This is a genomic window from Pseudomonas sp. COR18, assembly GCF_048568395.1.
Taxonomy (GTDB): domain Bacteria; phylum Pseudomonadota; class Gammaproteobacteria; order Pseudomonadales; family Pseudomonadaceae; genus Aquipseudomonas; species Aquipseudomonas fuscovaginae_B.
This window is the reverse complement of record NZ_CP183808.1, coordinates 2,255,059-2,279,911: the sequence shown is the minus strand read 5'-3', so window position 1 is coordinate 2,279,911 and position 24,853 is coordinate 2,255,059. Positions and strand designations below refer to the sequence as shown.

Here is a 24,853-nt window from a genome sequence, read left to right as displayed (position 1 = left end):
TTCAGTCAACCCGAACGGCATGCCGAAGTCAAGCGAGGCAATTTCTGCCCTGAAAAAGCGCCCGAGTGGCTTTTTTGGGGCATTTTGGGGCGTTTTTTTCCCGCTGACTCCCGTGGGCACCGCAGGCTTGAGCGGGCCGTGTTGTATTTTTTACGGGGGTGTTGTGTAAAAAAATGAACAAGGCTAAGCTCGATTAAAACCCATAACAGCAATAATACCGGGGTGTTTCATGTCTCGCCTGCCGTTGATCGGCGTCACCGCCTGCTCTAAACAGGTCGGTTTGCATGGTTATCACATCAGTGGTGACAAGTATGTCCGCGCAGTCGCAAGCGCTGCCCAGGGCTTGCCGCTGATCATCCCCTCGCTGGCGGAACTGCTTGAACCGTCCGATATTCTGGACAGCCTCGACGGCCTTCTTTTTACCGGCTCTCCCTCCAACGTCGAACCGCATTTGTACGGTGGCCCGGCCAGCGAGCCAGGCACTGCTCATGATTCTGCACGCGACCGCACCACCCTGCCGCTGATCCGTGCCGCCGTGGCGGCCGGCGTGCCGGTGCTCGGCATCTGCCGCGGTTTCCAGGAGATGAATGTGGCGTTCGGCGGCAGCCTGCACCAGAAGGTTCATGAAGTGGGAACCTTTATCGATCATCGTGAAGACGAGAGCCAGCCGCTGGAGGTCCAGTACGGCCCCGCGCACCCGGTGCGGGTGGAGCCCGGTGGGGTCCTGGCGGGGCTCGGGTTGCCGGCGGAGTTCGCGGTCAACTCGATTCACGGCCAGGGCATCGACCGCCTGGCCGCTGGCCTGCGGATCGAGGCCCGGGCCCCGGACGGCCTGATCGAGGCGGTCTCGGTGATTGGCGGCAAGGCTTTTGCTAACGCCTTTGCATTAGGTGTGCAATGGCATCCGGAATGGCAGGTCGAAAGCAATCCGGTCTACCTCGCCATTTTCCAGGCTTTCGGCGAAGCCTGCCGAAATCGGGCAAAACAACGCGACACTGATGCTTTAACGAGCGCCTGACTCCTATTATGTAGCTCAGGAAACCCAGCCCAGAGGCATTTATGAGTAACAACCTCGACCAGCTCACCGATTGGTTGAAAGACCACAAGATCACAGAAGTCGAATGCATGATTGGCGACCTCACCGGCATCACCCGGGGCAAGATCTCGCCAACCAACAAGTTCATCGCCGAAAAGGGCATGCGTCTGCCTGAAAGTGTCCTGTTGCAGACCGTGACCGGCGACTACGTTGAAGACGACATCTATTACGAACTGCTGGACCCGGCCGACATCGACATGATCTGCCGCCCCGACGGCAACGCGGTGTACCTGGTGCCCTGGGCCATCGAGCCGACCGCGCAGGTGATCCACGACACCTACGACAAGCAGGGCAACCCGATCGAGCTGTCGCCGCGCAACGTGCTCAAGAAGGTCCTGAAGCTCTACGCCGACCGCGGCTGGCAGCCGATCGTCGCGCCGGAGATGGAGTTCTACCTGACCAAGCGCAGCGACGACCCGGACTATCCGCTGCAACCGCCGGTGGGCCGTTCCGGGCGCCCGGAGATCGGTCGCCAGTCGTTCTCCATCGAGGCCGCCAACGAATTCGATCCACTGTTCGAGGATGTCTACGACTGGTGCGAACTGCAGGAGCTGGACCTCGACACGCTGATCCACGAGGACGGCACGGCGCAGATGGAAATCAACTTCCGTCACGGCGATGCCCTGTCCCTGGCCGACCAGATCCTGGTGTTCAAGCGCACCATGCGCGAGGCGGCGCTCAAGCACGACGTGGCGGCGACCTTCATGGCCAAGCCGATGACCGGCGAGCCGGGCAGCGCCATGCACCTGCACCAGAGCATCATCGACATCCAGACCGGCAAGAACATCTTCTCCAATGAGGATGGGACCAAGAGCGAGCTGTTCCTCAACCACATCGGCGGCCTGCAGAAGCTGATTCCCGAGCTGTTGCCGCTGTTCGCGCCGAACGTCAACTCGTTCCGCCGCTTCCTGCCGGACACCTCGGCGCCGGTGAACGTGGAGTGGGGCGAAGAGAACCGCACTGTCGGCCTGCGGGTGCCGGATGCCGGCCCGCAGAACCGCCGGGTGGAAAACCGCCTGCCGGGCGCCGACGCCAACCCTTACCTGGCGATCGCCGCCAGCCTGCTGTGCGGCTATATCGGCATGGTCGAAGGCATGACACCGAGCGCGCCGGTGGTCGGTCGTGGTTACGAGCGGCGCAACCTGCGCCTGCCGCTGACCATCGAGGACGCCCTGGAGCGCATGGAAAACAGCAAGACCATCGAGAAGTACCTGGGCAAGAAATTCATCACTGGCTACGTCGCGGTAAAGCGGGCCGAGCATGAAAACTTCAAGCGTGTCATCAGTTCGTGGGAGCGGGAATTCCTGCTCTTCGCCGTCTGATGCAGCGGGCGCGGCGGGTATCTGGCCGCGCCTTCACTGGAATCTAGGAGATCCGTATGACCAGCAACAACCCGCAAACCCGTGAGTGGCAGACCCTCAGCAGTGATCATCACCTGGCTCCCTTCAGCGACTTCAAGCAATTGAAGGAAAAGGGCCCGCGCATCATCACCAACGCCAAGGGCGTCTACCTCTGGGACAGCGAGGGCAACAAGATCCTCGACGGCATGGCCGGCCTGTGGTGCGTGGCGGTCGGGTATGGGCGCGACGAGCTGGCCGAGGCCGCCAGCCAGCAGATGCGCGAACTGCCTTATTACAACCTGTTCTTCCAGACCGCCCACCCGCCGGCGCTGGAGTTGGCCAAGGTGATCTCCGAGATTGCGCCCGAGGGCATGAACCACGTCTTCTTCACCGGTTCCGGCTCCGAAGGCAACGACACCATGCTGCGCATGGTCCGCCACTACTGGGCGATCAAGGGCCAGCCGCAGAAGAAGACCATCATCAGCCGCAAGAATGGCTATCACGGCTCGACCGTGGCCGGCGCCAGCCTGGGCGGCATGACCTACATGCACGAGCAGGGCGACCTGCCGATCCCGGGCATCGTTCATATCCCGCAACCCTATTGGTTCGGCGAAGGCGGCGACATGAGCCCGGAAGAGTTCGGTATCTGGGCGGCCAACCAGCTGGAGGAGAAAATCCTCGAACTGGGCGTGGACAACGTCGGTGCGTTCATCGCCGAGCCGATCCAGGGGGCCGGTGGCGTGATCGTGCCGCCTGAAAGCTACTGGCCGCGGATCAGGGAGATCCTCGCCAAGTACGACATCCTGTTCGTCGCCGACGAGGTGATCTGCGGGTTCGGCCGTACCGGCGAGTGGTTCGGCAGCGATTTCTACGGCCTCAAGCCGCACATGATGACCATCGCCAAGGGCCTGACCTCCGGCTACATCCCGATGGGTGGCCTGATCGTGCGTGACGACGTGGTCGCGGTGCTCAACGAGGGCGGCGATTTCAACCACGGTTTCACCTACTCCGGGCACCCGGTGGCCGCGGCGGTGGCGCTGGAAAACATCCGCATCCTGCGCGATGAAAAAATTATCGAACGGGCCAAGGCCGAAACGGCACCTTATTTGCAGAAGCGTCTGCGGGAACTGAACGATCACCCGCTGGTGGGTGAGGTTCGCGGTGTGGGTCTGCTGGGGGCCATCGAGCTGGTCAAGGACAAGGCCACCCGTGCGCGCTATGAAGGCAAGGGCGTCGGCATGATCTGCCGGCAGTTCTGCTTCGATAACGGGCTGATCATGCGTGCCGTCGGCGACACCATGATCATTGCCCCGCCACTGGTGATCAGCAAGGCCGAGATCGATGAGTTGGTGGCCAAGGCCCGTCAATGCCTGGACCTGACCCTGAGTGCGTTGCAGGGCTAGGTGCTAGGCTCTGAGCGGGAGCGAGTTGCAGGCGCTTTCGCTCGGAGTGATCGCAAAGGCGGGTCTTTCCTTGAAAGCCGGCCTTGGATCTTGCCAGACTATCCCACTGTTCCGAGTTGCCCGGAAATCGGCCGCCGAACAGCTGGTTAAAAAGAAAAATTGGAGCATGACGCATGAAGGCATTAGGTTTGAAGAACGCTGGCAAGACTCTCCTGGCCCTGTCCATGGCCGGAGCGATGGCCGGTGCCGCTCACGCGGACGACAAAGTGCTGCACGTTTACAACTGGTCCGACTACATCGCACCGGACACCATCGCGAACTTTGAGAAAGAGTCCGGGATCAAGGTCGTCTACGACGTATTCGACAGCAACGAAACCCTGGAAGCCAAGCTGCTGGCCGGCAAGTCCGGTTACGACATCGTGGTGCCGTCCAACAACTTCCTGGCCAAGCAGATCAAGGCTGGCGTCTACCAGGAACTGGACAAGTCCAAGCTGTCCAACTACGACAACCTGAACAAGTCGCTGCTCAAGGCGGTTTCGGTCAGTGACCCGGGCAACCAGCACGCCTTCCCGTACATGTGGGGCTCGATCGGTATCGGCTACAACCCGGAGAAGGTCAAGGCCGCGCTGGGCGTGGACAAGATCGATTCGTGGGACACCCTGCTCAAGCCGGAGAACATCGCCAAGCTCAAGAGCTGCGGCGTGAGCTTCCTCGACTCGCCGACCGAGATGATCCCGGTGGCGCTGCACTACCTGGGCCTGCCAACCGACAGCCAGAAGAAGGATGACATCAAGAAGGCCGAGGATCTGTTCCTGAAGATCCGTCCTTCGATCACCTACTTCCACTCGTCCAAGTACATCTCGGACCTGGCCAACGGCAACATCTGCGTGGCCGTCGGCTACTCGGGCGATATCCAGCAGGCCAAGTCCCGCGCTGCCGAAGCCGGTGACAAGGTGAAAGTCAGCTACGCCATTCCGAAGGAAGGTGCCGGCAGCTTCTATGACATGGTCGCCATTCCGAAAGACGCGGAAAACGTCGACGGCGCCTACAAGTTCATGAACTACCTGCTCAAGCCGGAAGTCATGGCGGCGATCACCGACAGCGTGCGTTTCCCGAACGGCAACGAGAAGGCCACCGCACTGGTCGACAAGAGCATCACCAGCGACCCGGGTATCTATCCGCCAGCAGACGTGCAGGCCAAGCTCTACGCCATTGCCGACCTGCCTGCCGCTACCCAGCGTGAGCTGACCCGTAGCTGGACCAAGATCAAGTCGGGTAAATAATCCCGCCTGATGCAACACCGCTCCACCTGCTGGAACCGGGCTCTTCCGGGTACCGGTTCCAGCAGGACTAATATCAATCAAAGAAAACTTTTGCTGGATCGGCTTATCGAGGGTAAGTTGCGCGCCGGTTTTGTCATCGGGCGGTATATCGCCATATGGCCCGGGCAACTCAGGCCCAACTATTGAGAGGACCTCCGAGTGTCTATTTCTTTGTTTTGCAAGACTTTGCTGGTTGGCGCAGGCCTGACGCTGGCTGCCGGTGCGTACGCTGCGCCGACCGTGCATATTTATAACTGGTCCGATTATATCGGCGAGAAAACCCTGGCCGATTTCGAGAAGGCCACCGGTATAAAACCGGTGTATGACGTCTTCGATTCCAATGAAACCCTGGAAGGCAAGTTGCTGGCCGGACATACCGGGTATGACGTGGTGGTTCCGTCCAACCACTTCCTCGGCAAGCAGATCAAGGCCGGCGCCTTCCAGAAGCTCGACAAGTCGCTGCTGCCCAACTACGCCAATCTCGACCCGGTGCTGATGAAGCGGCTGGAGAAGAACGATCCGGGCAACCAGTACGCGGTGCCGTACCTGTGGGGCACCAACGGCATCGGCTACAACGTCGAGAAGGTCAAGGCCGTGCTCGGCGTCGACAGGATCGACTCCTGGGCGATGCTGTTCGAGCCGGAAAACATCAAGAAGCTTTCCAGTTGCGGCGTGGCGTTCCTCGACTCCGCCGATGAAATGCTGCCGGCGGTGCTCAACTACATGGGCCTGAGCCCCAACAGCACCAACGAGAAGGACTACAAGGCGGCCGAGGAGAAACTGCTCAAGGTTCGTCCGTACGTCACCTATTTCAACTCGTCCAAGTACATCACCGATCTGGCCAACGGCGAGATCTGCGTGGCGGCCGGTTTCTCCGGCGATGTGTTCCAGGCGAAGAAGCGCGCCGAAGAAGCGAAGAAGGGCGTGGATATCGCCTACGTGATTCCCAAGGAGGGCGGCAACCTCTGGTTCGACATGCTGGCGATTCCCAAGGACGCCGGCAACGTGAAGGAGGCCCATGCGTTCATCAATTATCTGCTGCAACCTGAAGCGATCGCCCAGGTCAGCGATTATGTCGGATATGCCAACCCGAACCCAAAGGCTGGCGAACTGATGGATCAGTCCGTGCGCACCGACGAAGCGGTTTACCCACCGCAAGCTGTTGTGGACAAGCTGTACGTCAACTCGGAACTACCCCCGAAAATCCAACGTGTGATGACCCGTAGCTGGACCAGGATCAAGTCGGGCAAATAGTCCGCAAGGACTCGGGTCAAACCATTCAATGCCAGGCCGTCTGGGCCTCGCGGTTAAATTTTGTTGGGAGTTTTGCAAATGGCTGTTGCCTCCGGCGCCTATAAGAAAGCCCTCGAGGGCGACCAATCACCCAAGCAGGTGTTGGTCAAGATCGACCGGGTCACGAAGAAGTTCGACGAGACGATCGCCGTGGACGATGTGTCCCTGGAAATCAGGAAGGGCGAGATCTTCGCCCTGCTCGGCGGCTCGGGTTCGGGTAAATCCACCTTGCTGCGCATGCTCGCAGGTTTTGAACGGCCGACCGAAGGCCGGATCTTCCTCGATGGCGTGGACATCACCGACATGCCGCCCTACGAGCGGCCGATCAACATGATGTTCCAGTCCTACGCGCTGTTCCCGCACATGACCGTGGCGCAGAACATCGCCTTCGGCCTGCAGCAGGACCGCATTCCGAAAGCCGAGATCGATGCCCGCGTGGCCGAAATGCTCAAGCTGGTGCAGATGAGCCAGTACGCCAAGCGCAAGCCGCACCAGTTGTCCGGTGGCCAGCGCCAGCGGGTGGCCCTGGCCCGTTCCCTGGCCAAACGGCCGAAACTGTTGCTGCTCGACGAGCCCATGGGTGCTCTGGACAAGAAGCTGCGCTCGCAAATGCAGCTTGAGCTTGTCGAGATCATCGAGCGCGTCGGCGTGACCTGCGTCATGGTGACCCACGACCAGGAAGAGGCCATGACCATGGCCGAACGGATCGCCATCATGCACCTGGGCTGGATCGCCCAGATCGGCAGCCCGATCGACGTCTACGAGACCCCGACCAGTCGCCTGGTCTGCGAGTTCATCGGCAACGTCAACCTGTTCGAAGGTGAAGTGGTCGACGATGCCGAAGGTTACGCGCGCATCGCCAGCCCGGAGCTGGAGCGCAACATCTACGTCGGTCACGGCGTGAGCACCTCGGTGCAGGACAAGCACGTGACCTACGCGATCCGCCCGGAGAAGCTGCTGGTCACCACCACCCAGCCGGAGTGCGAGCACAACTGGTCGCGCGGCAAGGTCCACGATATCGCCTACCTGGGCGGTCACTCGGTGTTCTACGTCGAGCTGCCGAGCGGCAAGCTGGTCCAGTCCTTCGTCGCCAACGCCGAACGCCAGGGCGCACGGCCGACCTGGGGTGACGAAGTGTTCGTCTGGTGGGAAGACGACAGCGGCGTGGTACTGCGCTCATGAACATGCGAAAACTCAAGCGCCGGTTGCAACGAATAACCCCCTCCGGCCGTCATGTGGTCATCGGGATCCCTTTCATCTGGCTGTTCCTGTTCTTCATGCTGCCGTTCTTCATCGTTCTGAAGATCAGCTTCGCTGAAGCGGATGTGGCGATTCCGCCGTATACCGAGATCTACACTTTCGTCGAGCAGAAGCTGCAACTGGTGCTGAACCTCGGCAACTACTCGATGCTGGGTGACGACGAGCTGTACCTGGCGGCGTACCTCGGTTCGTTGAAGATGGCCTTCTTCAGCACGCTGCTGTGCCTGCTGATCGGCTATCCGATGGCCTATGCCATCTCCAAGGCCCGCAAGGAAGTGCAGACCGTGCTGGTGCTGCTGATCATGATGCCGACCTGGACCGCGATCCTGATCCGCGTCTATGCCTGGATGGGCATCCTCAGCAACAACGGGCTGCTCAACGGCTTCCTGATGTGGACCGGGCTGATCAGCGAGCCGCTGCAGATCCTCAATACCAACCTGGCGGTGTACATCGGCGTGGTCTATTCGTACCTGCCGTTCATGATCCTGCCGCTTTACGCCAACCTGGTGAAGCACGACCCGAGCCTGCTGGAAGCCGCGTCCGACCTGGGCTCGAGCACCTTCAACAGCTTCTGGAAGATCACCGTGCCGCTGTCGAAGAACGGCATCATCGCCGGCTGCATGCTGGTGTTCATCCCGGTGGTGGGCGAGTTCGTGATCCCCGAGCTGCTCGGCGGTCCGGAAACCCTGATGATCGGCAAGGTGCTGTGGCAGGAGTTCTTCAACAACCGTGACTGGCCGGTGGCGTCCGCGCTCGCCGTGGTGATGCTGGCGATCCTGATCGTACCGATCATCCTGTTCAACCGCAGTCAGGCCAAGGAAATGGAGGGCCGGGTATGAAGCGCTTCAGTTTCTCGAACCTGATGCTGGTGGTGGGCCTGCTGTTCATCTACCTGCCGATGCTGATCCTGGTGATCTACTCGTTCAACGCCTCCAAGCTGGTGACGGTGTGGGGTGGCTGGTCGGTGAAGTGGTACGTCGGCCTGCTGGACAACACCCAACTGATGGGCTCGGTCGGCCGCTCGCTGGAAATCGCCTGCTACACCGCCCTGGCGGCGGTGGCGCTGGGCACCCTGGCGGCGTTCGTGCTGACCCGCATCACCCGCTTCAAGGGCCGCACGCTGTTCGGTGGCATGGTCACCGCGCCGCTGGTGATGCCGGAAGTGATCACTGGCCTGTCGCTGCTGCTGCTGTTCGTGGCCATGGCGCAAATGGTCGGTTGGCCCCAGGAGCGTGGTATCGCCACCATCTGGATCGCCCACACCACGTTTTGCTCGGCCTATGTGGCGGTAGTGGTGTCGGCGCGCCTGCGCGAGTTGGACCTGTCCATCGAAGAGGCGGCCATGGACCTGGGCGCGCGGCCGTGGAAGGTGTTCTTCCTGATCACCATCCCGATGATCGCGCCGTCGCTGGCGGCGGGCGGCATGATGTCGTTCGCCCTGTCGCTGGATGACCTGGTGCTGGCCAGCTTCGTGTCCGGGCCGGGTTCGACCACCCTGCCGATGGAGGTGTTCTCGGCGGTGCGCCTGGGCGTCAAGCCGGAGATCAACGCGGTGGCGAGCCTGATCCTGCTGGCGGTATCGCTGGTGACCTTCCTGGTCTGGTACTTCAGCCGTCAGGCCGAAGAGCGTCGGCGCAAGGCGATCCAGCAGGCCATCGAGGAAAGTGCGGCGGACTCCTGGAAGCAGCCGGATGTGCGGCGTGCACCGGCTGCGGCGGGAACCGCCGCGTAGCCTGCTGAAAAAGCTTCGCGGGCAAGCCCGCTCCCACAGTTTTGTGTCGAGCGACACGGACTGTGGGAGCGGGCTTGCCCGCGAATGGGCCTCCGAGGATTCAATCGGCCCAAGGCGATTGCCGGATCACCTCGACGAAATTCATCGGCGTGAAGCTCACGTCCTTGTCCTTCAGCACGTCGGTCTTGACGTTGCCGAAGGTGGTCTGCGGACGATGGCGCAAGCCGTCGGCAAAGGCGCAGATGATGCACTCCTTGAACTTCTCCCCCCGTGGATGCGCATGCACCACCGCCTCGCGCTGGACGGCGGGAAACGCGGCGTAGTCCATCCCCAGCACATCCATCTCCACGCCCGCGGTCACCAGGGCCACGGTCGGGCGCAGGTATTGCGGTATGCCCGGCGTGGTGTGCAGGGCGATCGACAGCCAGACCTGCTCGATATCGTCGTCCGATAGCCCATAGGGCTGCATGAAGGCCTTGGCGGCGTTGGCGCCGTCGACTTCGAAGCGGTCGTTGTCACTGCGCTGGCCTTCGACCAGGCCGAGGTCGTGGAACATCGCGCCGATATAGAGCAGTTCCGGGTTGTAGGCCAGTTGCTTGCGCTGGCCGCTCAGGGCGCCGAACAGGAACACGCGGCGCGAGTGGTGATAGAGCAGATCGCTTTCCACATCGCGGATGTATTCGGTGGCGGCCCGGGCCAGTGCGCTGTCGGGGATCCGGATGCCGGCAATGGTGTCGCTCATGGTCATGACTCCTGTGGCGAGCGCCGCAGTGGCGCCGATGGGATCAGTCTGGCGCCGGGCGGATTTGGCTGCTATCGATACAGGGTGACGATTCCGGCCATTCGCGGCGGGTTTCGTGCCAGCGGCCTTCTGCACCTCGTATCCCGGCGAGGCTTTGGTTACCGTAGGTCCGGTTCGGCCAGGAGTGCTCCAGCGCCGGATGTCGATCCGCAAGAGGCTTTACCATGACCCGCACCGTTGCCGTTGTCGTGTTCCGCGGCGTCCAGTCCCTGGATGTCACCGGGCCGATGGATGTATTCGCCGAGGCCAATCGCTTCCTGCCGCCCGAGGCCGGCTATCGCCTGGAGGTGGTGGGCGTCGAGCAGGGCTGGGTGGCGTGTTCCAATGGCCTGGCGATTCAGGCGCATCGGCATTTCAGCGAGGCCCTGGAACGCTACGACCTGCTGTTGTGCGCCGGCGGGCCGGATCTGGCGGGGCAGGACTTCGGTGCCGAATTCCATGCCTGGCTACGGGCCGCCGCCGCTCGCGCGGGGCTGTTCGGCTCGATCTGCAACGGTGCGTTCATGCTGGCGCGGGCCGGTTTGCTGGAGGGGCGCACGGTGACCACCCACTGGAATGACGCCCAGGCACTCGCCGAGCTGTGTCCGACGGCCCAGGTCGAGGCTGATCGGCTCTACGTGCAGGATGGCGAGTTGTTCACGTCCGCGGGGGTGACGGCGGGGATCGACCTGTCGCTGTACCTGCTGGCCCGCGAGCAGGGCAGCGACATCGCGTTGCGCGTGGCCCGGCGGTTGCTGGTGTTCACCCAGCGTTCGGGCGGCCAGTCGCAGTTCAGCCCCTACCTGACGCCCCATGCCGAACCGGACTCACCGGTGGCCCGGGTGCAACAGTATGTGCTGGCGCACCTGACGGCGGACCTGAGCATTGCCGAGCTGGCGAAGGCGGCGAACATGAGTGCGCGCAACTTTTCCCGGGTATTTGTCCGCGAGAGCGGGGTGACTCCGGCCCGGTTCGTCGAAAGCGCGCGGGTGGATGCGGCGCGGGTGCTGCTCGAAAGCGGCGGTGTGCCGTTGAAGACCATCGCCTATGAGTGCGGGTTTCGCGATGCGCACCATCTGCGCAGCGTGTTCCAGCGGCGGCTGGGGGTGAGTGCGCAGCAGTTTCGGCAGCATTTCGCCGGGTTGGCCTGAGGTCTTGTGGTTGGCTGTCGGGCCCCTTCGCGGGCAAGCCCGGCTCCTACAAAGCCTGTGCCGTGCACAAATGCTGTGATCGCCAAATAACTGTAGGAGCGGGGCTTGCCCGCGAAGAGGCCCTTGAAGTCGACGCAACTCAGGAAGTGTCCGATAGAGCCCGTGACAACCAGGTGTCCGGGCTCTGCCGGAGCGGCCAAGGGAGTCGATCAAGGCTTCAGGCTGTCGTACGCCTCCAGCGCATGCAGCGAGTAGATATAGGCCGCCCCGGCATTCAGCGAAATCGCCGTCGCCAGCGCCGCGGCGACTTCCTCGCGGGTCGCGCCGGCCTTGATCGCCGCGTCGGTATGGGCACCGATGCAACCGTCGCAGCGGGTGGAGATCGCCACGGCGATGGAAATCAGTTCACGGGTCTTGGCATCCAGCACATTGTTTTCGGCAGCGGCTTCACCCAGCTTCATGTAGGCCTGGACCATCTTGGGGTTGGATTTGCCCAGTGCGCCGAAGGCATTCTTGATGGTGGGCAACAGTTCGGACCAATTGAGGAACATGGTGGTAACTCCTGAAAGGCTGAAGGTAGACTGGCTAAGCAACGACTCCAGTGTCATCCATTGGAGGTCGGCATTTTTGTTCGATCCACTCAACCCTTTGTCCGATAGGCGCAAATGACTTCGATCGATCGGCTCATCGGCCTGGCCGGCGTACGCGGCAGCCTGGATCTGCGCTGCCGGTTGCAGGGCGATTGGGCGCTGGACCACGAGCAGGAAAACGCCGGTATCGCGCCCTATCACATCGTGCTGGCCGGGGAATGCCAGGTCGAGCTGCCCGGCGGGCAGGCGGTTCGCCTGGGGGCGGGGGACATCCTGGTGTTGCCCGGTGGCGGTACGCACCTGTTGCGCAGCGAAGGGCGGCGGGTGGCGCCGACGGCCACGCGGGTCAGCCAGGGCGGCCTGCTGCCGCTGCACCGGATAGGCCGCGAGGGGCCGGCCCTCGATCTGCTCTGCGGACGCTTTCACTACCAGCGCGAGTCGATGCTGTTCGCCGCCCTGCCGCCCTACCTGGTGGTGTCCAGCCGCGACCTGCCGGCCAGCGATCAGCTGGCGGCGCTGGTGGGGTTATTGCGGGTGGAGGCCGATGGCGACCAGGCCGGTGGGCGATTCCTGGTGGATGCGCTGTCGTCGGCGTTGTTCACGCTGATTCTGCGGGTCTATCTGCAACAGCAGGTGCAGGCCAGCGGGACCCTCGCCCTGCTGGCCGACAAGCGCCTGAGCCGGGCCTGGCAGGGCATGCTCGACGACCCGGCCCACGCGTGGAGCATCGACGGCCTGGCGGCGCTGGCGAACATGTCGCGGGCGACCTTCATGCGCGCGTTCGTCAAGGTCGCGGGGGAGTCGCCGTGGGTACTGCTCACCCGGGTGCGGATGGAACTGGCTCATGGCCTGCTGAGCCGTTCGCACCTGGGCTTGAGCGAGATCGCGCTGCAGGTGGGGTATCAGTCGCAGGCGGCGTTCAGCAAGAAGTTCAAGGACGTGTATGGGCAGGCGCCGGGGCAGGTGCGCAAGGCCGGGGGGTAGGTGGCAATCTGCCTACTTGCCCGGCACCAGCCTCAGCACGCTGCGGGTATTGGCCGACACCTCGACGTCGTTCATGTGCACCTGCTCATAGCCACCTTCCACATAGGTTTCGGCCTGGTCGCTGTAGTGCTTGTCGAACAGCACGCCGCTCTGGCCTACCGGGTTGATGGTCAGGCTGTGATCCGGGTCGGCGAAGTCGATCAGGCGTCGGGTCGAGGGGCCATAGGTGACCGGCCACGGCGCCGGGCCGATCTTCGCCGAAAGGTTGTTCGGCACCTCATGGGTGCCCGGCGCGTCGAACGGACCGACGTTGAACAGCCTGTCCAGCGGCGGCTGCCGCCCCAGCGGATGACCCTGGGTCAGGGTGTGGGCCCGGCCCCAGACCCAGCCGCCGCTGTTGTCGCCATAGCTCGCCCTGAGGTGGGCCAGGGTCGCCTGCCAGGCCTGTTTCACCACTGCATTGCGGTTGCCGTTCCACCAGGGGGAGGTTTCATCGGCCGCCAGGCGGGGTAACGCGGCGTCCACCACGCGGGTGCTGATCAGGGTGTTGAAGTAGTCGTCGCCCAGCTTGTCATGCATGGCCGCGCGGGCCAGTTCGTAGAGGAACTGGTTGAACAGCGTGGCGCTGGTGGAACTCATCGGGTAGTCGCCTTTCCATGTCGCCAGTTGTTCCACCAGCTTGAGTTCGGCCGCGTCCTGCGCCGCCTCGCGCAGCGCCGGCAGCAATGGCTTGAGCAGCCGCGGACCGTAGTCGGTGGTGGTGCCCAGTTGCAGCTTCTGGCTGTTTTCCACGCTCCAGCGCACGCTGTTGTCGGCCAACTGCCGGTTCAACTGCTGGCCGCGGTCGGCCAGGTTGTAGTAGCCGGGAATGACCATGCCGGTGGGCGAGGCCGGCTGGGTGTTGGCCGAGACGATGTAGCCGCGTGGCGGGTTTTCTTCCTGCGGGTTGGCGCTGAATGGGTAGTAGCCGTCCTTGTCCGCCTCGCCGGTGCTGCCGTCGAGGATGAAGGCCGGGTTGACCCCGTCCGGCCGCCTGGGCAGCAGCGCGGCGGCCCACCAGCCGATGTCGCCCCTGGCGTTGGCCCACATCAGGTTCAGGCCGGGCGCCTGGATTCGTGTCGCGGCTTCGCGGGCCTTGTCCAGGGTATCGGCGCGATTGAGTTCGTAGAAACCCTGCAGGATCGGGTTCGGGGTTTCGAGAAAAGCCCACCACATGGCAATCGGCTTCGTCCCGGCATTGGCGCCGAGCACGTCGTTGACGATCGGACCATGGGGCGAGCGCAGCAGGGTGAAGGTCACCGGAGCCTGACCCTTGACCGCGATCTGCTGCTCGCTGCGGGTCATCTCGACCCACTGGCCGTGGTACCAGACCTGGTTGGGGTTGTCGGGGTTGGTCTTTTCGGCGATCAGGTCCAGGTCATCGTTCTGGAACATGGTCAGGCTCCAGCCGAACGCCTGGTTGTTGCCCAGAAAGGCGAACGGCACCAGTGCCTGGTGATAGCCGTACAGCTCGAAGTTCGGCGCCGACAGTTGCGCTTCGTACCACACCGCCGGGGTCGAGAAGGCGATGTGCGGATCGCCGGCCAGCAGCGGCTTGCCGCTTTTGGTCCGGCTGCCGGAGACGGCCCAGGCGTTGCTGCCTTCGAACTGTGGCACGCCGGCCTCGCGCAGGGCCTGCTCGCTGACCCGTGCCAGGGCGCCGAGCCCCTTCCAGTCGGCCGCGGCCAGGGGTGTCGGCGAGCCGAGCATGCCCTGCGGGCGCCACTCCAGGTCGAACACCTTGAGGTAGTCGGCCCCGAGCTTGTCGCGCACGTAGGTCAGCAGCGGCTCGGTACGGAAGGCGGCGGCGAAGCTATAGGACATGTAGCCGGCGATGCTGATGGTGTCTTCGGCGGTGAAGGGCCGCGGCTGAATGCCGAGCAGGTCGAACTCGATCGGCCTGGCGTGGCTGGCCTGGTACTGGTTGATGCCGTCCAGGTAGGCCTGCAGGGCCTTCCAGGCGGCGGACTGCCGGTCCAGCCGGGCGACGTACTGGTCGGCGTGCTCGCGGATGCGCAGGCTGCGGAACAGCTTGTCGGTTTCCAGGGTCTTGGGCCCCAGGACCTCGGACAGTTCGCCACGGGCCAGGCGCCGGACGATCTCCATCTGGAACAGCCGGTCCTGGGCATGCACGTAGCCCAGGGCACGGTACAGGTCGGTCTCGGATTCGGCGCGGATATGCGGGACACCGCGCTCGTCGTAGCGCACGGTGACCGGCCCCTGCAGGTTGCCCAGCGTGACCTGGCCCTGGCGTGTCGGCAGTTTGCTCTGGACGTACCAGGTGCCACCGGCAGCGACGGCGGCGATCAGGACGGCGAGAACGGTCAGGCTGCGTTTCATGCGGGGTTCCTTGTGGAGGGCGGGCTGCCGTGGTTCAGCCGCTAAGGTGTAGCACAGCCCGCCAGGCGGATGCATCGCACGAGGGGCCGATTACGCTAAAAAGTCCGGTTCGCCTTGGTCAATGGCCGGGTTCCTGCCAGGGGCAGTAGCAGCCTACGGCCATGTTGTGGGTGGCGTGCACCGGGCGGCCTTCGCTGAGGGCCAGCAGGATCGGCTCGATGAAACTGTTGCCGGAATTGCAGGTGGCGCCCTGGCTGTAGGGGCCGAAGTAGGCCAATTGGCCGTTGCGGTCCCAGATCGCCACCGCCGGGCTGACGGTCAGGTGTTCGGCTCCGGGCAGCCCCGGCAGTGGCTGGATGGCTTGCAGGTTGACCGGTAGCCGGCCCTGGCTGCCGGGTTTCTGCACGGCGTAGAAGTCCACGCCCAGCGGCGCGAAGCGCTCGATCAGTTCGCCCAGGTGCTGCTGGTTGCCGACGTTGCACGGGCAGGCCGGGTCCCAGAAATGTACCAGGCGAATACGCCCCGGGCCGGCCAATTGGGTCGGCAGGCTGAGCCGATCACCGGCGAACAGTGCGGTCTGATCGCTGAAGGCGCGGATATAGCGACCCTGGAACCAGTCGTAGGCCAGCCACAGGCCCGCCGCGCAAAGCACGGCCAGCAGGCCGGCGAAAAATGTCTTGTGACGCGTCTGGAGCATGGCGATTCGGTCCTCGAAGGTCGCGTAGCTTGCCATGCCTGTCCTGACAGAAGAATATCGCAGATCAGTAAAACGCCTCGGCGTTGCCGTACTTTTTCCTGGAGGCTTTGCATGCCCGCCACCTTCGACCCCGATGCCCTGCGCGCCAGCCTGCGCCCGCTGGCCGAGGCACAGCCGTTGTCGTCGGCGGCGCAGGCCTACCAGCGTTTCTACGGCCTGGACCTGCCCCATCGCCCGGCGCCGTTCACCCGCCACCTCGGCGGCTTCCGCAGCGGCGCCTTCGAGCTGGTCAGCCAGCTCTGGCTGCCGCCGCAGCCGGTGGCCACCCTGTTCCTGTTCCACGGCTTCTACGACCACATGGGGCTGTATCGCAACGTCATCGACTGGGCCCTGGACCGCGGCCTCGCGGTGATCTCCTGCGACCTGCCGGGGCATGGCCTGTCCAGTGGCGAGCGGGCCAGCATCGAGGATTTCGCCGAATACCAGCGGGCCTTGCAGGGGCTGTTCGACGAGGCCCGGTCCCTCGATCTGCCGCAGCCCTGGCATCTGTTCGGCCAGAGCACGGGCGGTGCCATCGTGGTCGATCACCTGCTCCGGCATGGCCTGGACAGCCCGGCCCAGGGCCAGGTCGTGCTGCTCTCGCCGCTGGTGCGGCCGCGGGCCTGGGGCTGGTCGAAGCTCAGTTATCACCTGCTCAGGCCCTTCGTCAAAGGCATTGCCCGACGCTTCAGCGAAAACACCCACGACCCGGCGTTCATGCCGTTCCTGCAGGCCGATCCGTTGCAGCCGCAGCGTCTGCCGACCGCCTGGGTCGGCGCCCTGGCCCGCTGGATTCCGGGTATCGAAGGCGCCACGGCGAGCCCGCGCCGGCCGCTGATCGTGCAGGGCGATGGCGACATGACCGTCGACTGGCAACACAACCTGGCGGTGCTGCGCCGCAAATTCGACCAGCCCGAGGTGTTCATGCTGGCGCAGGCCCGGCATCACCTGGCCAATGAACTTCCCGAATACCGCGAACGCTATTTCCGCTTTCTCGGCGCCCACTTCTGATCGAGGCCTACATGACCGACCGCCTGCCCCAGCGTGGCGACTATCGCCACTTCCAGCCGATTCTCACCCGCTGGCATGACAATGACGTCTATGGCCACGTGAACAACGTCACCTACTACAGCTTTTTCGACACGGCGGTGAACACCTTCCTGATCGAGCGGGGCGGGCTGGATATCCACGACGGCGCAGTGGTGGGCTTCGTGGTCAGTTCCGCCTGCGACTATTTCTCCTCGGTGGCCTTCCCCGAGCGCCTGGAGGTCGGCTTGCGGGTCGGCAAGCTGGGCAACAGTTCGGTGCAATACGAGCTGGCGGTGTTCAAGGCCGGTGAAGAGGACGCCTGCGCCGCCGGGCGCTTCGTCCACGTGTTCGTCGACCGTGCGAGCAACCGGCCGGTATCGCTCCCCGACGGCTTGCGCGAAGCCTTTCAGTCGTTGATCTGAATGATCCCTTCGCGCACCGCGAACAGCACCAGCCCGGCGATGTCGTGAATCCGCAGCCGGTGCATGATCTGGGAGCGGTGCGCCTCCACGGTCTTGATGCTCAGGCCGAGGCCGACGGCGATGGAGCGGGTCGTTTCGCCCCGGGCGATCAGCCGCAGGATCTCCAGCTGGCGGGCGGTCAGGGCGACCCGGCTGGTCTTGGCCGGCGGTTCGTGGCTTTGCCGCACCGCCTGGTTGACCACCAGCGGCACCACCGCCGATGACAGGTACTGGCCGCCATGGCGCAGGGCCTTGAGGGCCAGTTCCAGCTCCAGCACCGTCGCGGTCTTGAGCAGGAAACCGTGGGCACCCAGTTGCAGACACTTCATCACGAAGTGCGTGTCGGTGTGCATCGACAGCATCAGCACCTTGCTGCGCGGTGCGCGCAGGGACAGTTCCTTGAGCGCGGCGACGCTGTTCATGCGCTCCATCGACATGTCCAGCAGCACGATGTCCGGCTTGAGCCTGGAGGCCAGTTCGATGGCCGCCTGGCCATCGCCCGCTTCGCCGACGACTTCGTATTCTTGTTGTTTTTCCAGCAGAGCCCGAATGCCCGCGCGAAACAGCGGGTAATCGTCGGCAAGCAGTATTCGACAAAGCATAAGCTCTAGCCCATGGCGCAAAGGGAAGGGCGCAGCAGCCGGACCGGCCTGCCACGGTTATTCGTATCTGGATTGCAACCCAGGGGTTCGCATCGATGCTGGCGACCCACGGCGGCCTCGGGTCCCGGTCAGCCGTGGCGGCTGCTGTCGCCGAAGAGCTGGATCAGTTTCGGCAGTTTCCCCAGGGGTTCGACTACCTGGGCCGCCCCCAGCCGAATGGCCTCCCTGGGCATGCCGAACACCACGCAACTGGCTTCGTCCTGGGCGACGGTGGCGGCGCCACTGTCACGCATGGCCAGCAGCCCGCGCGCACCGTCGTCGCCCATGCCGGTCATGATGATGCCCAGCGTATTGGCGCCGGCCTGGCGCGCCACCGAGCGGAACAGGACGTCCACCGAAGGCTTGTGCCGATTGACCGGCGGGCCGTCGAGCACTTCCACCTGATAGTGCGCGCCACTGCGTTTGAGCTGCATGTGCAAACCTCCGGGAGCGAGCAGGGCCAGGCCGCTGTGGACGCGATCCAGGTGTCTGGCCTCGCGGACTTCGATCTGGCACAACTTGTCCAGGCGCCGGGCAAAATCGGCGGTGAACTTCTCCGGCATGTGTTGAACGATGACAATCCCCGGGCAGTCACGTGGCAATTGCCTGAGGATGAATTCCAATGCCTGGGTGCCGCCGGTGGAACAGCCCAGGGCAACCACCCGGTCCGTGGTCCTGAGCACCGTCGGGGCCGCGCCCACCATGGGGCCCGATTCTGCGGCAGGGGGGTTGTGGCGAAGGGCCATGGGCCGCGCCCGGGCGCTCTCCTCGACCTTGCGGATCAGTTCGACGCAGAGTTGTTCCAGGCTCTGGCGCAGCCCCAGCCGGGCCTTGGTGAACACCCCGACGGCACCGGCCGCGAGGGCTTCGACGCCGACCGCCGAGCCCTGCTCGGTGAGGGTCGAGCAGATCAGCGTCGGTGTCGGCCGTTCGGCCATGATCTGGCGCAGGAAGGTCAGGCCGTCCATGCGCGGCATCTCCACGTCGAGGATCAGCACGTCCGGCCAGTCGCGGCGCATCTTGTCGATGGCGTACAGCGGGTCGGCCGCCTGGCCGATCACCTTGATGTTCGGATGGCTGTCCAGGCACTGGGTCAGCACCTGGCGCACCAGGGCCGAGTCGTCGACGATAAACACCCTGATCATCGTGGCCGCATCCCCAGCAGCAATGGCCGCACGCTGTTGCGCTGGCAATCGATCGCGCCGCTGCTGCCGTCGATGTGCAGGCGGCGATAGTGCTGGCCATCGAGGTCGCAGTGGTCGACCGCCCAGTTGCGTCGGCTGAACTGTTCACGGGCGAAGGCGCTGTTGCTGTGGCCGATCCTGCGCCCGCGTATGCCTTCGAAACGCACCAGGCTGCCGCCACCGAATATGCCCTTGCGGTACTCGCCGGGGTGGGTGCCGTGGCGTTGCATGTCGGCCTGGATGCGCCGGAACACGCCTTCGCCGTAGCGGGTGTCGAGGCCGTTGCGGGCCATCGGATCGCTGGGCAGCAGGTAATGCGAGACCGCCAGCAGACGCCTGCGCGGGTGCCAGAGAATGATCGACACGCAACTGCCGAGCAGGGTGGTGACCCTGCCCTCGTGCCGGCCGAAGAAGTAGTCGCCGGGGCGCAGGAAGAGCGGCGCAGTCATAGGCGTTCGTAGACCGACGGGTTGAGCAGCCGCAGCGGCAGGTCGAAACCGTGGATGCTTTCCGCATGGCCGATGAACAGCAGGCCGCCGGGCCGCAACGGCTGGACCAGGCGCTGGACGATGCGCTGCTTTTCCTCGTTGTTGAAATAGATCAGCACGTTGCGCAGGAAGATCACGTCGAACGGCCCGAGCCCTTCCGGCAGCGGCTGGACGATATTGATTTCCCGCAGGCTGACCCGCTCGCGCAGGGCCGCCTGGACCCGCAAGCGCCCGCGCATGTCGCCGATGCCGCTCAGGCAGTGGCGTTGCAGCCAGCCCTGGGGAAAGTACTTGGCCTGGGCCATGTCGTAGATGCCTTCGGCGGCCTTCTCCAGCATGCTCAAGCTCAGGTCGCTGGCCAGGATCGACCAGTCGCCGCTGCGCAGGTTTTCCTGGATCACCATGGCCATGCTGTAGGGCTCTTCGCCGGACGAGCAGGCGGCGCTCCAGAACCGCAGCGGCCCCTTGCGCCCGCCGAGCCAGTTGCCGAGAAAGTCGAAGTGCGGGGGCTCGCGGAAGAAATAGGTTTCGTTGGTGGTCAGCAGGTCCACCACCAGCCGGCGTTCCTTGAGGCATTCCGGCTGGTCGAGCAGTTGCAGGTAGCTGGCATAGTTGTCCAGGCGATAGTGACGCAGGCGTTTCATCAGCCGGCCGGCCACCAGCGGCCGCTTGTTCGGCGCCAGGATGATGCCCGAGGCTTCGGCCATCAGCGTCTGCAGGCGGCGGAACTCGCCGTCGCCGAGGGTCGGCAGCTTGAGCTGGCTGGACATCTCAGTGGCCCTGGGCCGCGGCCAGGCTGAGCTGGCGGATGTCCTCCAGGGACAACACTTGCGGGATGTTCAGGATGATGGTGAAACCCTGTTCGCCACGGGCCATGCCGGCGATGAAGTCGGTACGGATGCCGGCGCCGAAGGTCGGCGCGGCGACCACCTGTTGCGGGTCGATGTCGAGCACCGCATCCACCGCGTCGACCACCAGGCCGATGCGCTGGCTGAAGTCCTCCAGGTTCAGTTCGATGATGACGATGCAGGTGCGCCTGCCGACCGCGGTTGCCTCGAAACCGAAGCGCGTGGCCAGGTCCAGTACCGGCACCACGTTACCCCGCAGGTTGATCACGCCGTGGATGAACGCCGGCATCATCGGTACGGCGGTGACGTCGCCGTATTCGATGATTTCGCGCACCAGGTCGATGGGCACCGCGTAGGCGGCCTGGCGCACCCGGAACGACAGGTGCTGGATGCTCGACGCCGGCGGAGCGTCGGGCAGCGTTGCGAGGTCGCGGCTCAGGCTTGCAGTCATGATCCGGCCCTCAGTTGAAACTCACGAATTGGCCTTCGTCGACCGCCGCCCGGCTCTTGAAACCGTCACGCGAGCCGTTGAAGGCGTAGCCGTCGTGGCCGCGCGACGGTGGCCGGTGGCTGTGGGCGGACTCTTCCTCGAAGCGGAAGAAACCGATCAGTTCCTGCAACTGCCCGGCCTGGGCATTCATCTCCTCGGCAGTGGCCGCCAGTTCCTCGGAGGCCGAAGCGTTCTGCTGGGTGATCTGGTTCATCTGGCCCATGGCGATGTTGATCTGCCCGGCGGCGCCACTCTGCTCCTGGGACGCGGCGGTGATTTCCTGGACCAGGTCGGAGGTCTTCTGGATGTTTGGCACGATCTCGTTGAGCAGGCGTCCGGCCTGTTCGGCCAGTTGCACGCTGCTGGAGGCGACCTGGCCGATTTCCTGGGCCGCCACCTGGCTGCGTTCGGCCAGCTTGCGCACTTCGGCGGCGACCACCGCGAAGCCCTTGCCGTGGTCGCCGGCACGGGCGGCCTCGATGGCGGCGTTGAGCGCGAGCAGGTTGGTCTGGTAGGCGATGTCGTCGATGATGCTGATCTTGTCGGCGATCTGTTTCATCGCCAGCACCGTGTCACCGACCGCGCCGCCGCCCTGCACGGCGTCGTTGGCGGCCTTGCCGGCGATGCCGTCGGTGATCTTGGCGCTTTCGGTGTTCTGCGCGATGGAGGCGGACATCTGCTCGACCGAGGCGCTGGTCTGCTCGACGCTGGCGGCCTGCTCGTTGGCGGCCTGGCTCAGCGATTGCGAGGTCGAGCTGACCTGTTCCGAGGCCGAGGACAGCGAGTCGGCGGCGCTGCGGACATCGCCGAGAATGCTGCGCAGGCGTTCGGCCATGTTCTGCATGGCGGCCAGCAACTGGCCGGTTTCGTCCTGGCTGGTCACCGGCAGGTCCTGGCTCAGGTCGCCAGCGGCCATGCGGTTGGCCGCTTCCACGGCGCCATTGAGCGGACGGGTGATGCTGCGGGTGACCAGTACGCCGATCAGTATGCCGAGCAGGGTTGCGGCGATGATCAGGGCAATCATCTGGGTCTGGGAGCTGGCGGCGATATCGCTGATCTGCTGGTTGGCCTCGGCGGCACGCTCCTGTTTGCGACGGGTGGCCTCGCCCATCAGGCGGTCCACCACTTCGCCGCTGCTCACGGCCTTGGGCAGCAGGTCGGTGATCTCGCTGTTCTCCTGCAACTGGCCGGACTGCTGGTGACTGGTCAGCAGTTGGTTGATCACGCTTTCGTATTCCTTGAGCGGGCCCTCGATACTGTCGATCTGGGCCTGGCCTTCCTTGCTGAGGAACGACTTGCGCCCGTCGGCGATCAGCTTGCGGGCCTGTTCGAGCGAGCTGCGTGCCAGGTTGGCGGCCTGTTCGCGGCCGGCGTGGGTGGTGGCGAGCAGGCTATGGCGCATCGCACGACCGGCGGTCACCAGTTGGATGTTGGCATCCTGCATCTGGCGCAGACCCGTGACATCGACTTCGTACATGCGGTCCGACAAGTCGTTGACCTGGGACAGGTTGCGGATACCGATCACACCGATGACACCGGTCAGCACCACCACCAGCAGAAAGCCCGCTGTCAGCCGGATGCCTATCTTCATGTTGCGGATGAACTGCATGATTACTCTCCTGAAAGGCTAGGCAAGGGTGGATTGAGCGAGTTCGTCGTGGGTTCGGTCGACGTCTGCAGGTGTCGGAACAGGCTGGCGATATCGAGGATCAGCGCGACCTGGCCGGAGCCCAGGATGGTCGAGCCGCTGATGCCGTGCAGGTGCTGGAACATCTGGCCGAGGGGCTTGATCACGGTCTGCAGTTCGCCGAACAGTTGGTCGACGATCAGGCCGGCCTGCTGGCGGCCCTGGCTGACCACGACGATGTTGCGCCGCCGTGCCCGGCTGGGTGCCAGGCCGAAGTGCCGGTCGAGGGCGATGCACGGCAGCGGCTTGCCGCGCAGGCTGAGGTAGCCCTGGCCCTGCTGCAGCCACTCGGGGTCGGCTTCCATGCACTCGGTGACCATGTCCAGCGGAATGACGAAGTTGTCCTGGCCGACGCCGACCTGGAAGCCGTCGATGATCGCCAGGGTCAGCGGCAGGCGGATACGGAAGGTGCAGCCCTGGCCTGCCACCGAATCGATTTCGATCACCCCGCGCAACTGGTCGATGGCACTGCGCACCACGTCCATGCCGACACCGCGGCCGGAGAGGTTGGAGACCTGTTCGGCGGTGGAGAAGCCGGCTTCGAAGATCAGCAGGTGAATGTCCTGGTCGCTGAGCGGGGCGTCGGCTTCCAGCAGGCCCTTGTCGATCGCCTTGGCGAGAATCCGTTCGGTATTCAGGCCGCGCCCGTCGTCGCTGACTTCGAGTACGATCATGCCCGAGTCGTGGTAGGCGTTGAGGCGCAGGTTGCCCGCGGCCGGCTTTCCGGCGGCGAGGCGTTCGGCGGCCGACTCGATGCCGTGGTCGATGGCATTGCGCACCAGGTGGGTCAGGGGATCGGCGATCTTGTCGATCACCGACTTGTCCAGTTCGGTTTCGCCGCCAACCAGGCTCAGCTGGATGTTCTTGCCCAGTTCCTGGCTGACATCGCGCACCACCCGGTGGAAGCGGTTGAAGGTCTCGCCGACCTCCACCATGCGCAGTTTCAACGCCGCCTCGCGGATCTGCTCGACATGCTGGTGCACCGCCTGGGTGGCCTCCATGCAGCCGCTGTCGCTGCTGCGCCGGGCCTGCATCTGGGCGCTGGCGGTGCTGATCACCAGTTCGCCGACCAGGTTGATCAGTTCGTCGAGCTTGTGCGCGGCGACCTTGACCATCGTCGTGTCGAGGCTGCGGCGGTCGCGGACGGCAGCGGTTTTCGGGGTGGCCGGTTCGGCGCCCGGGCGAGGCGTGGCGAGCGGTTCGGCTGGCGTCGCGGCCGGTGGTTGCAGAGGATTCAGGCGCAGTTCGCAGAAGTCCTGGATGAATTCGAAGACGTCTTCGATTTCGCCCCGGCTGGCCGCGGTGTACAACTCGAAGTCGAAGCCCAGGTGGCAGGTTTCCGGGTCCAGCCGATCGAGAGCCGGCAGGGCGTCGCTGCGGGTGTGCAGCGTGGTGATCTCACCCAGGCGGTTGAGGTAGCGCAGGAAGGCCGCAGGGTCGAAGCCGTTGCGAAACAGCTCTTCGCAGAAGCTGATCGAGACCTGCCAGGTGAGCCGGTCCGCCGCGACGGCGGGAGCGTGCTGCGGCCCGGTTTGCGCCGGATCGTCCGCGTTGCCGCCCTGGGCCTCGAACAATGCCGCCAGCAGCGGTGCCTGGCGTGCCTCGTCGACGTCGAGCAGGCCGCTGTCGGGGTCGACACGCTCGATCATCGCGTTCAGCTCGTCCATGCAGTTGAGCATCAGCGAGGTCAGCGCCGGGGTCAGCTCGCGCTGGCCGTCGCGCACCGACATCAGCAGGCTTTCCAGGTGATGGGTGAGGTTGACCAGGGGCGTCAGCGAGAAGATCCCGGCCGAGCCCTTGAGGGTGTGCACGGCACGGAACAGGCCGTTGACCGCGTCCGTGTCGCCCGGGCTGGTTTCCAGGCGCAGCAGGCTGTCTTCGGCCTCCTTGAGCAGGTCGCGCCCTTCGCTGAGAAATCCCAGCAGCAACTGGTTCCATTGTTCGCCACTGAGCATGGG

23 protein-coding genes are annotated in these 24,853 nt (G+C 64.3%); 12 read left to right on the top strand and 11 right to left on the bottom strand.

Annotation, left to right across the window (positions count from 1 at the left end; genetic code table 11):
- The first annotated feature begins 229 nt into the window (after positions 1-229).
- The 8 genes from ACM62G_RS10510 to ACM62G_RS10475 all read left to right on the top strand — a co-directional run bounded on the left by ACM62G_RS10510 (position 230) and on the right by ACM62G_RS10475 (position 9,446).
- Positions 230-1,018 (top strand): gamma-glutamyl-gamma-aminobutyrate hydrolase family protein, encoded by a 789-nt coding sequence (locus ACM62G_RS10510; protein WP_419737113.1) that lies wholly within the window; start codon positions 230-232, stop codon positions 1,016-1,018.
- A 41-nt stretch (positions 1,019-1,059) separates the two neighbouring features.
- Entirely contained in the window at positions 1,060-2,418 is a 1,359-nt protein-coding gene (locus tag ACM62G_RS10505) for a glutamine synthetase family protein (protein WP_054058712.1), read from the top strand.
- A gap of 56 nt (positions 2,419-2,474) precedes the next feature.
- Positions 2,475-3,839: an aspartate aminotransferase family protein gene (locus tag ACM62G_RS10500; protein ID WP_054058711.1), complete on the top strand. Its 1,365-nt coding sequence runs from the start codon at positions 2,475-2,477 to the stop codon at positions 3,837-3,839.
- A gap of 188 nt (positions 3,840-4,027) precedes the next feature.
- Positions 4,028-5,122 (top strand): polyamine ABC transporter substrate-binding protein, encoded by a 1,095-nt coding sequence (locus tag ACM62G_RS10495; RefSeq protein WP_054062016.1) that lies wholly within the window; start codon positions 4,028-4,030, stop codon positions 5,120-5,122.
- Between the two features lie 198 nt (positions 5,123-5,320).
- Positions 5,321-6,415 (top strand): polyamine ABC transporter substrate-binding protein, encoded by a 1,095-nt coding sequence (locus ACM62G_RS10490; RefSeq protein WP_054058709.1) that lies wholly within the window; start codon positions 5,321-5,323, stop codon positions 6,413-6,415.
- Between the two features lie 78 nt (positions 6,416-6,493).
- Positions 6,494-7,636, top strand: a complete 1,143-nt coding sequence (locus ACM62G_RS10485) for an ABC transporter ATP-binding protein (protein ID WP_054058708.1) — start codon at positions 6,494-6,496, stop codon at positions 7,634-7,636.
- The gene (locus ACM62G_RS10480) at positions 7,633-8,553 is read left to right on the top strand and encodes an ABC transporter permease subunit (RefSeq protein ID WP_054058707.1); all 921 of its coding nucleotides are present in this window, start codon (positions 7,633-7,635) and stop codon (positions 8,551-8,553) included. The genes ACM62G_RS10485 and ACM62G_RS10480 overlap by 4 nt, the downstream gene beginning before the upstream one ends.
- The gene (locus ACM62G_RS10475; RefSeq protein WP_054058706.1) at positions 8,550-9,446 is read left to right on the top strand and encodes an ABC transporter permease subunit; all 897 of its coding nucleotides are present in this window, start codon (positions 8,550-8,552) and stop codon (positions 9,444-9,446) included. The genes ACM62G_RS10480 and ACM62G_RS10475 overlap by 4 nt, the downstream gene beginning before the upstream one ends.
- Positions 9,447-9,546: 100 nt before the next feature.
- Here the strand turns inward: ACM62G_RS10475 and ACM62G_RS10470 are convergent, their stop codons facing one another.
- Positions 9,547-10,188: an HD domain-containing protein gene (locus ACM62G_RS10470; protein ID WP_419737112.1), complete on the bottom strand. Its 642-nt coding sequence runs from the start codon at positions 10,186-10,188 to the stop codon at positions 9,547-9,549.
- Positions 10,189-10,412: 224 nt separating this feature from the next.
- Here ACM62G_RS10470 and ACM62G_RS10465 point away from each other — a divergent pair, with 224 nt between their 5' ends.
- Positions 10,413-11,378: a GlxA family transcriptional regulator gene (locus ACM62G_RS10465; protein WP_419737111.1), complete on the top strand. Its 966-nt coding sequence runs from the start codon at positions 10,413-10,415 to the stop codon at positions 11,376-11,378.
- Between the two features lie 209 nt (positions 11,379-11,587).
- Here the strand turns inward: ACM62G_RS10465 and ACM62G_RS10460 are convergent, their stop codons facing one another.
- A complete protein-coding gene (locus ACM62G_RS10460) occupies positions 11,588-11,929 on the bottom strand; it encodes a carboxymuconolactone decarboxylase family protein (RefSeq protein ID WP_017904402.1) in 342 nt (113 codons plus the stop codon).
- 114 nt (positions 11,930-12,043) lie between these two features.
- Here ACM62G_RS10460 and ACM62G_RS10455 point away from each other — a divergent pair, with 114 nt between their 5' ends.
- Positions 12,044-12,952, top strand: a complete 909-nt coding sequence (locus ACM62G_RS10455) for an AraC family transcriptional regulator (RefSeq protein WP_419737110.1) — start codon at positions 12,044-12,046, stop codon at positions 12,950-12,952.
- Positions 12,953-12,964: 12 nt separating this feature from the next.
- Here the strand turns inward: ACM62G_RS10455 and ACM62G_RS10450 are convergent, their stop codons facing one another.
- The gene (locus ACM62G_RS10450; RefSeq protein ID WP_419737109.1) at positions 12,965-15,331 is read right to left on the bottom strand and encodes a penicillin acylase family protein; all 2,367 of its coding nucleotides are present in this window, start codon (positions 15,329-15,331) and stop codon (positions 12,965-12,967) included.
- Positions 15,332-15,449: 118 nt separating this feature from the next.
- Positions 15,450-16,064 (bottom strand): DUF6436 domain-containing protein, encoded by a 615-nt coding sequence (locus tag ACM62G_RS10445; RefSeq protein WP_273826036.1) that lies wholly within the window; start codon positions 16,062-16,064, stop codon positions 15,450-15,452.
- Between the two features lie 75 nt (positions 16,065-16,139).
- Between ACM62G_RS10445 and ACM62G_RS10440 the strand changes: the two genes are divergently transcribed.
- Positions 16,140-17,078, top strand: a complete 939-nt coding sequence (locus ACM62G_RS10440; protein ID WP_419737108.1) for an alpha/beta hydrolase — start codon at positions 16,140-16,142, stop codon at positions 17,076-17,078.
- A gap of 11 nt (positions 17,079-17,089) precedes the next feature.
- Positions 17,090-17,518, top strand: a complete 429-nt coding sequence (locus ACM62G_RS10435; protein WP_054062022.1) for an acyl-CoA thioesterase — start codon at positions 17,090-17,092, stop codon at positions 17,516-17,518.
- On the opposite strand, the gene ACM62G_RS10430 is transcribed toward ACM62G_RS10435, so the two are convergent.
- The 7 genes from ACM62G_RS10430 to ACM62G_RS10400 all read right to left on the bottom strand — a co-directional run bounded on the left by ACM62G_RS10430 (position 17,503) and on the right by ACM62G_RS10400 (position 24,850).
- Positions 17,503-18,159 carry a response regulator transcription factor gene (locus tag ACM62G_RS10430; protein WP_054062023.1) on the bottom strand — a complete coding sequence of 219 codons (657 nt, stop codon included), beginning with the start codon at positions 18,157-18,159 and terminating at the stop codon, positions 17,503-17,505. The genes ACM62G_RS10435 and ACM62G_RS10430 overlap by 16 nt on opposite strands.
- 128 nt (positions 18,160-18,287) lie before the next feature.
- A complete protein-coding gene (locus ACM62G_RS10425; RefSeq protein ID WP_054059131.1) occupies positions 18,288-19,343 on the bottom strand; it encodes a protein-glutamate methylesterase/protein-glutamine glutaminase in 1,056 nt (351 codons plus the stop codon).
- Positions 19,340-19,831: a chemotaxis protein CheD gene (locus ACM62G_RS10420; RefSeq protein ID WP_054059130.1), complete on the bottom strand. Its 492-nt coding sequence runs from the start codon at positions 19,829-19,831 to the stop codon at positions 19,340-19,342. The genes ACM62G_RS10425 and ACM62G_RS10420 overlap by 4 nt, the downstream gene beginning before the upstream one ends.
- Positions 19,828-20,640, bottom strand: a complete 813-nt coding sequence (locus ACM62G_RS10415; RefSeq protein ID WP_419737107.1) for a CheR family methyltransferase — start codon at positions 20,638-20,640, stop codon at positions 19,828-19,830. The genes ACM62G_RS10420 and ACM62G_RS10415 overlap by 4 nt, the downstream gene beginning before the upstream one ends.
- A gap of 1 nt (position 20,641) precedes the next feature.
- Complete coding sequence (locus ACM62G_RS10410) at positions 20,642-21,169, bottom strand: chemotaxis protein CheW (protein WP_273826034.1); 528 nt, start codon at positions 21,167-21,169, stop codon at positions 20,642-20,644.
- Positions 21,170-21,179: 10 nt separating this feature from the next.
- Positions 21,180-22,817, bottom strand: coding sequence for a methyl-accepting chemotaxis protein (locus ACM62G_RS10405; RefSeq protein WP_054059127.1), 1,638 nt, complete (start codon positions 22,815-22,817; stop codon positions 21,180-21,182).
- A 2-nt stretch (positions 22,818-22,819) separates the two neighbouring features.
- Positions 22,820-24,850: a chemotaxis protein CheA gene (locus tag ACM62G_RS10400; protein ID WP_419737106.1), complete on the bottom strand. Its 2,031-nt coding sequence runs from the start codon at positions 24,848-24,850 to the stop codon at positions 22,820-22,822.
- Between the last annotated feature and the right edge of the window lie 3 nt (positions 24,851-24,853).

Coding starts and splice junctions, on each gene's coding strand:
- ACM62G_RS10510 (WP_419737113.1), top strand. CDS start 230: ATGTCTCGCCTGCCGTTGATCGGCGTCACCGCCTGCTCTAAACAGGTC.
- ACM62G_RS10505 (WP_054058712.1), top strand. CDS start 1,060: ATGAGTAACAACCTCGACCAGCTCACCGATTGGTTGAAAGACCACAAG.
- ACM62G_RS10500 (WP_054058711.1), top strand. CDS start 2,475: ATGACCAGCAACAACCCGCAAACCCGTGAGTGGCAGACCCTCAGCAGT.
- ACM62G_RS10485 (WP_054058708.1), top strand. CDS start 6,494: ATGGCTGTTGCCTCCGGCGCCTATAAGAAAGCCCTCGAGGGCGACCAA.
- ACM62G_RS10480 (WP_054058707.1), top strand. CDS start 7,633: ATGAACATGCGAAAACTCAAGCGCCGGTTGCAACGAATAACCCCCTCC.
- ACM62G_RS10475 (WP_054058706.1), top strand. CDS start 8,550: ATGAAGCGCTTCAGTTTCTCGAACCTGATGCTGGTGGTGGGCCTGCTG.
- ACM62G_RS10470 (WP_419737112.1), bottom strand. CDS start 10,188: ATGAGCGACACCATTGCCGGCATCCGGATCCCCGACAGCGCACTGGCC.
- ACM62G_RS10465 (WP_419737111.1), top strand. CDS start 10,413: ATGACCCGCACCGTTGCCGTTGTCGTGTTCCGCGGCGTCCAGTCCCTG.
- ACM62G_RS10460 (WP_017904402.1), bottom strand. CDS start 11,929: ATGTTCCTCAATTGGTCCGAACTGTTGCCCACCATCAAGAATGCCTTC.
- ACM62G_RS10455 (WP_419737110.1), top strand. CDS start 12,044: ATGACTTCGATCGATCGGCTCATCGGCCTGGCCGGCGTACGCGGCAGC.
- ACM62G_RS10450 (WP_419737109.1), bottom strand. CDS start 15,331: ATGAAACGCAGCCTGACCGTTCTCGCCGTCCTGATCGCCGCCGTCGCT.
- ACM62G_RS10445 (WP_273826036.1), bottom strand. CDS start 16,064: ATGGCAAGCTACGCGACCTTCGAGGACCGAATCGCCATGCTCCAGACG.
- ACM62G_RS10440 (WP_419737108.1), top strand. CDS start 16,140: ATGCCCGCCACCTTCGACCCCGATGCCCTGCGCGCCAGCCTGCGCCCG.
- ACM62G_RS10435 (WP_054062022.1), top strand. CDS start 17,090: ATGACCGACCGCCTGCCCCAGCGTGGCGACTATCGCCACTTCCAGCCG.
- ACM62G_RS10430 (WP_054062023.1), bottom strand. CDS start 18,159: ATGCTTTGTCGAATACTGCTTGCCGACGATTACCCGCTGTTTCGCGCG.
- ACM62G_RS10425 (WP_054059131.1), bottom strand. CDS start 19,343: ATGATCAGGGTGTTTATCGTCGACGACTCGGCCCTGGTGCGCCAGGTG.
- ACM62G_RS10420 (WP_054059130.1), bottom strand. CDS start 19,831: ATGACTGCGCCGCTCTTCCTGCGCCCCGGCGACTACTTCTTCGGCCGG.
- ACM62G_RS10415 (WP_419737107.1), bottom strand. CDS start 20,640: ATGTCCAGCCAGCTCAAGCTGCCGACCCTCGGCGACGGCGAGTTCCGC.
- ACM62G_RS10410 (WP_273826034.1), bottom strand. CDS start 21,169: ATGACTGCAAGCCTGAGCCGCGACCTCGCAACGCTGCCCGACGCTCCG.
- ACM62G_RS10405 (WP_054059127.1), bottom strand. CDS start 22,817: ATGCAGTTCATCCGCAACATGAAGATAGGCATCCGGCTGACAGCGGGC.
- ACM62G_RS10400 (WP_419737106.1), bottom strand. CDS start 24,850: ATGCTCAGTGGCGAACAATGGAACCAGTTGCTGCTGGGATTTCTCAGC.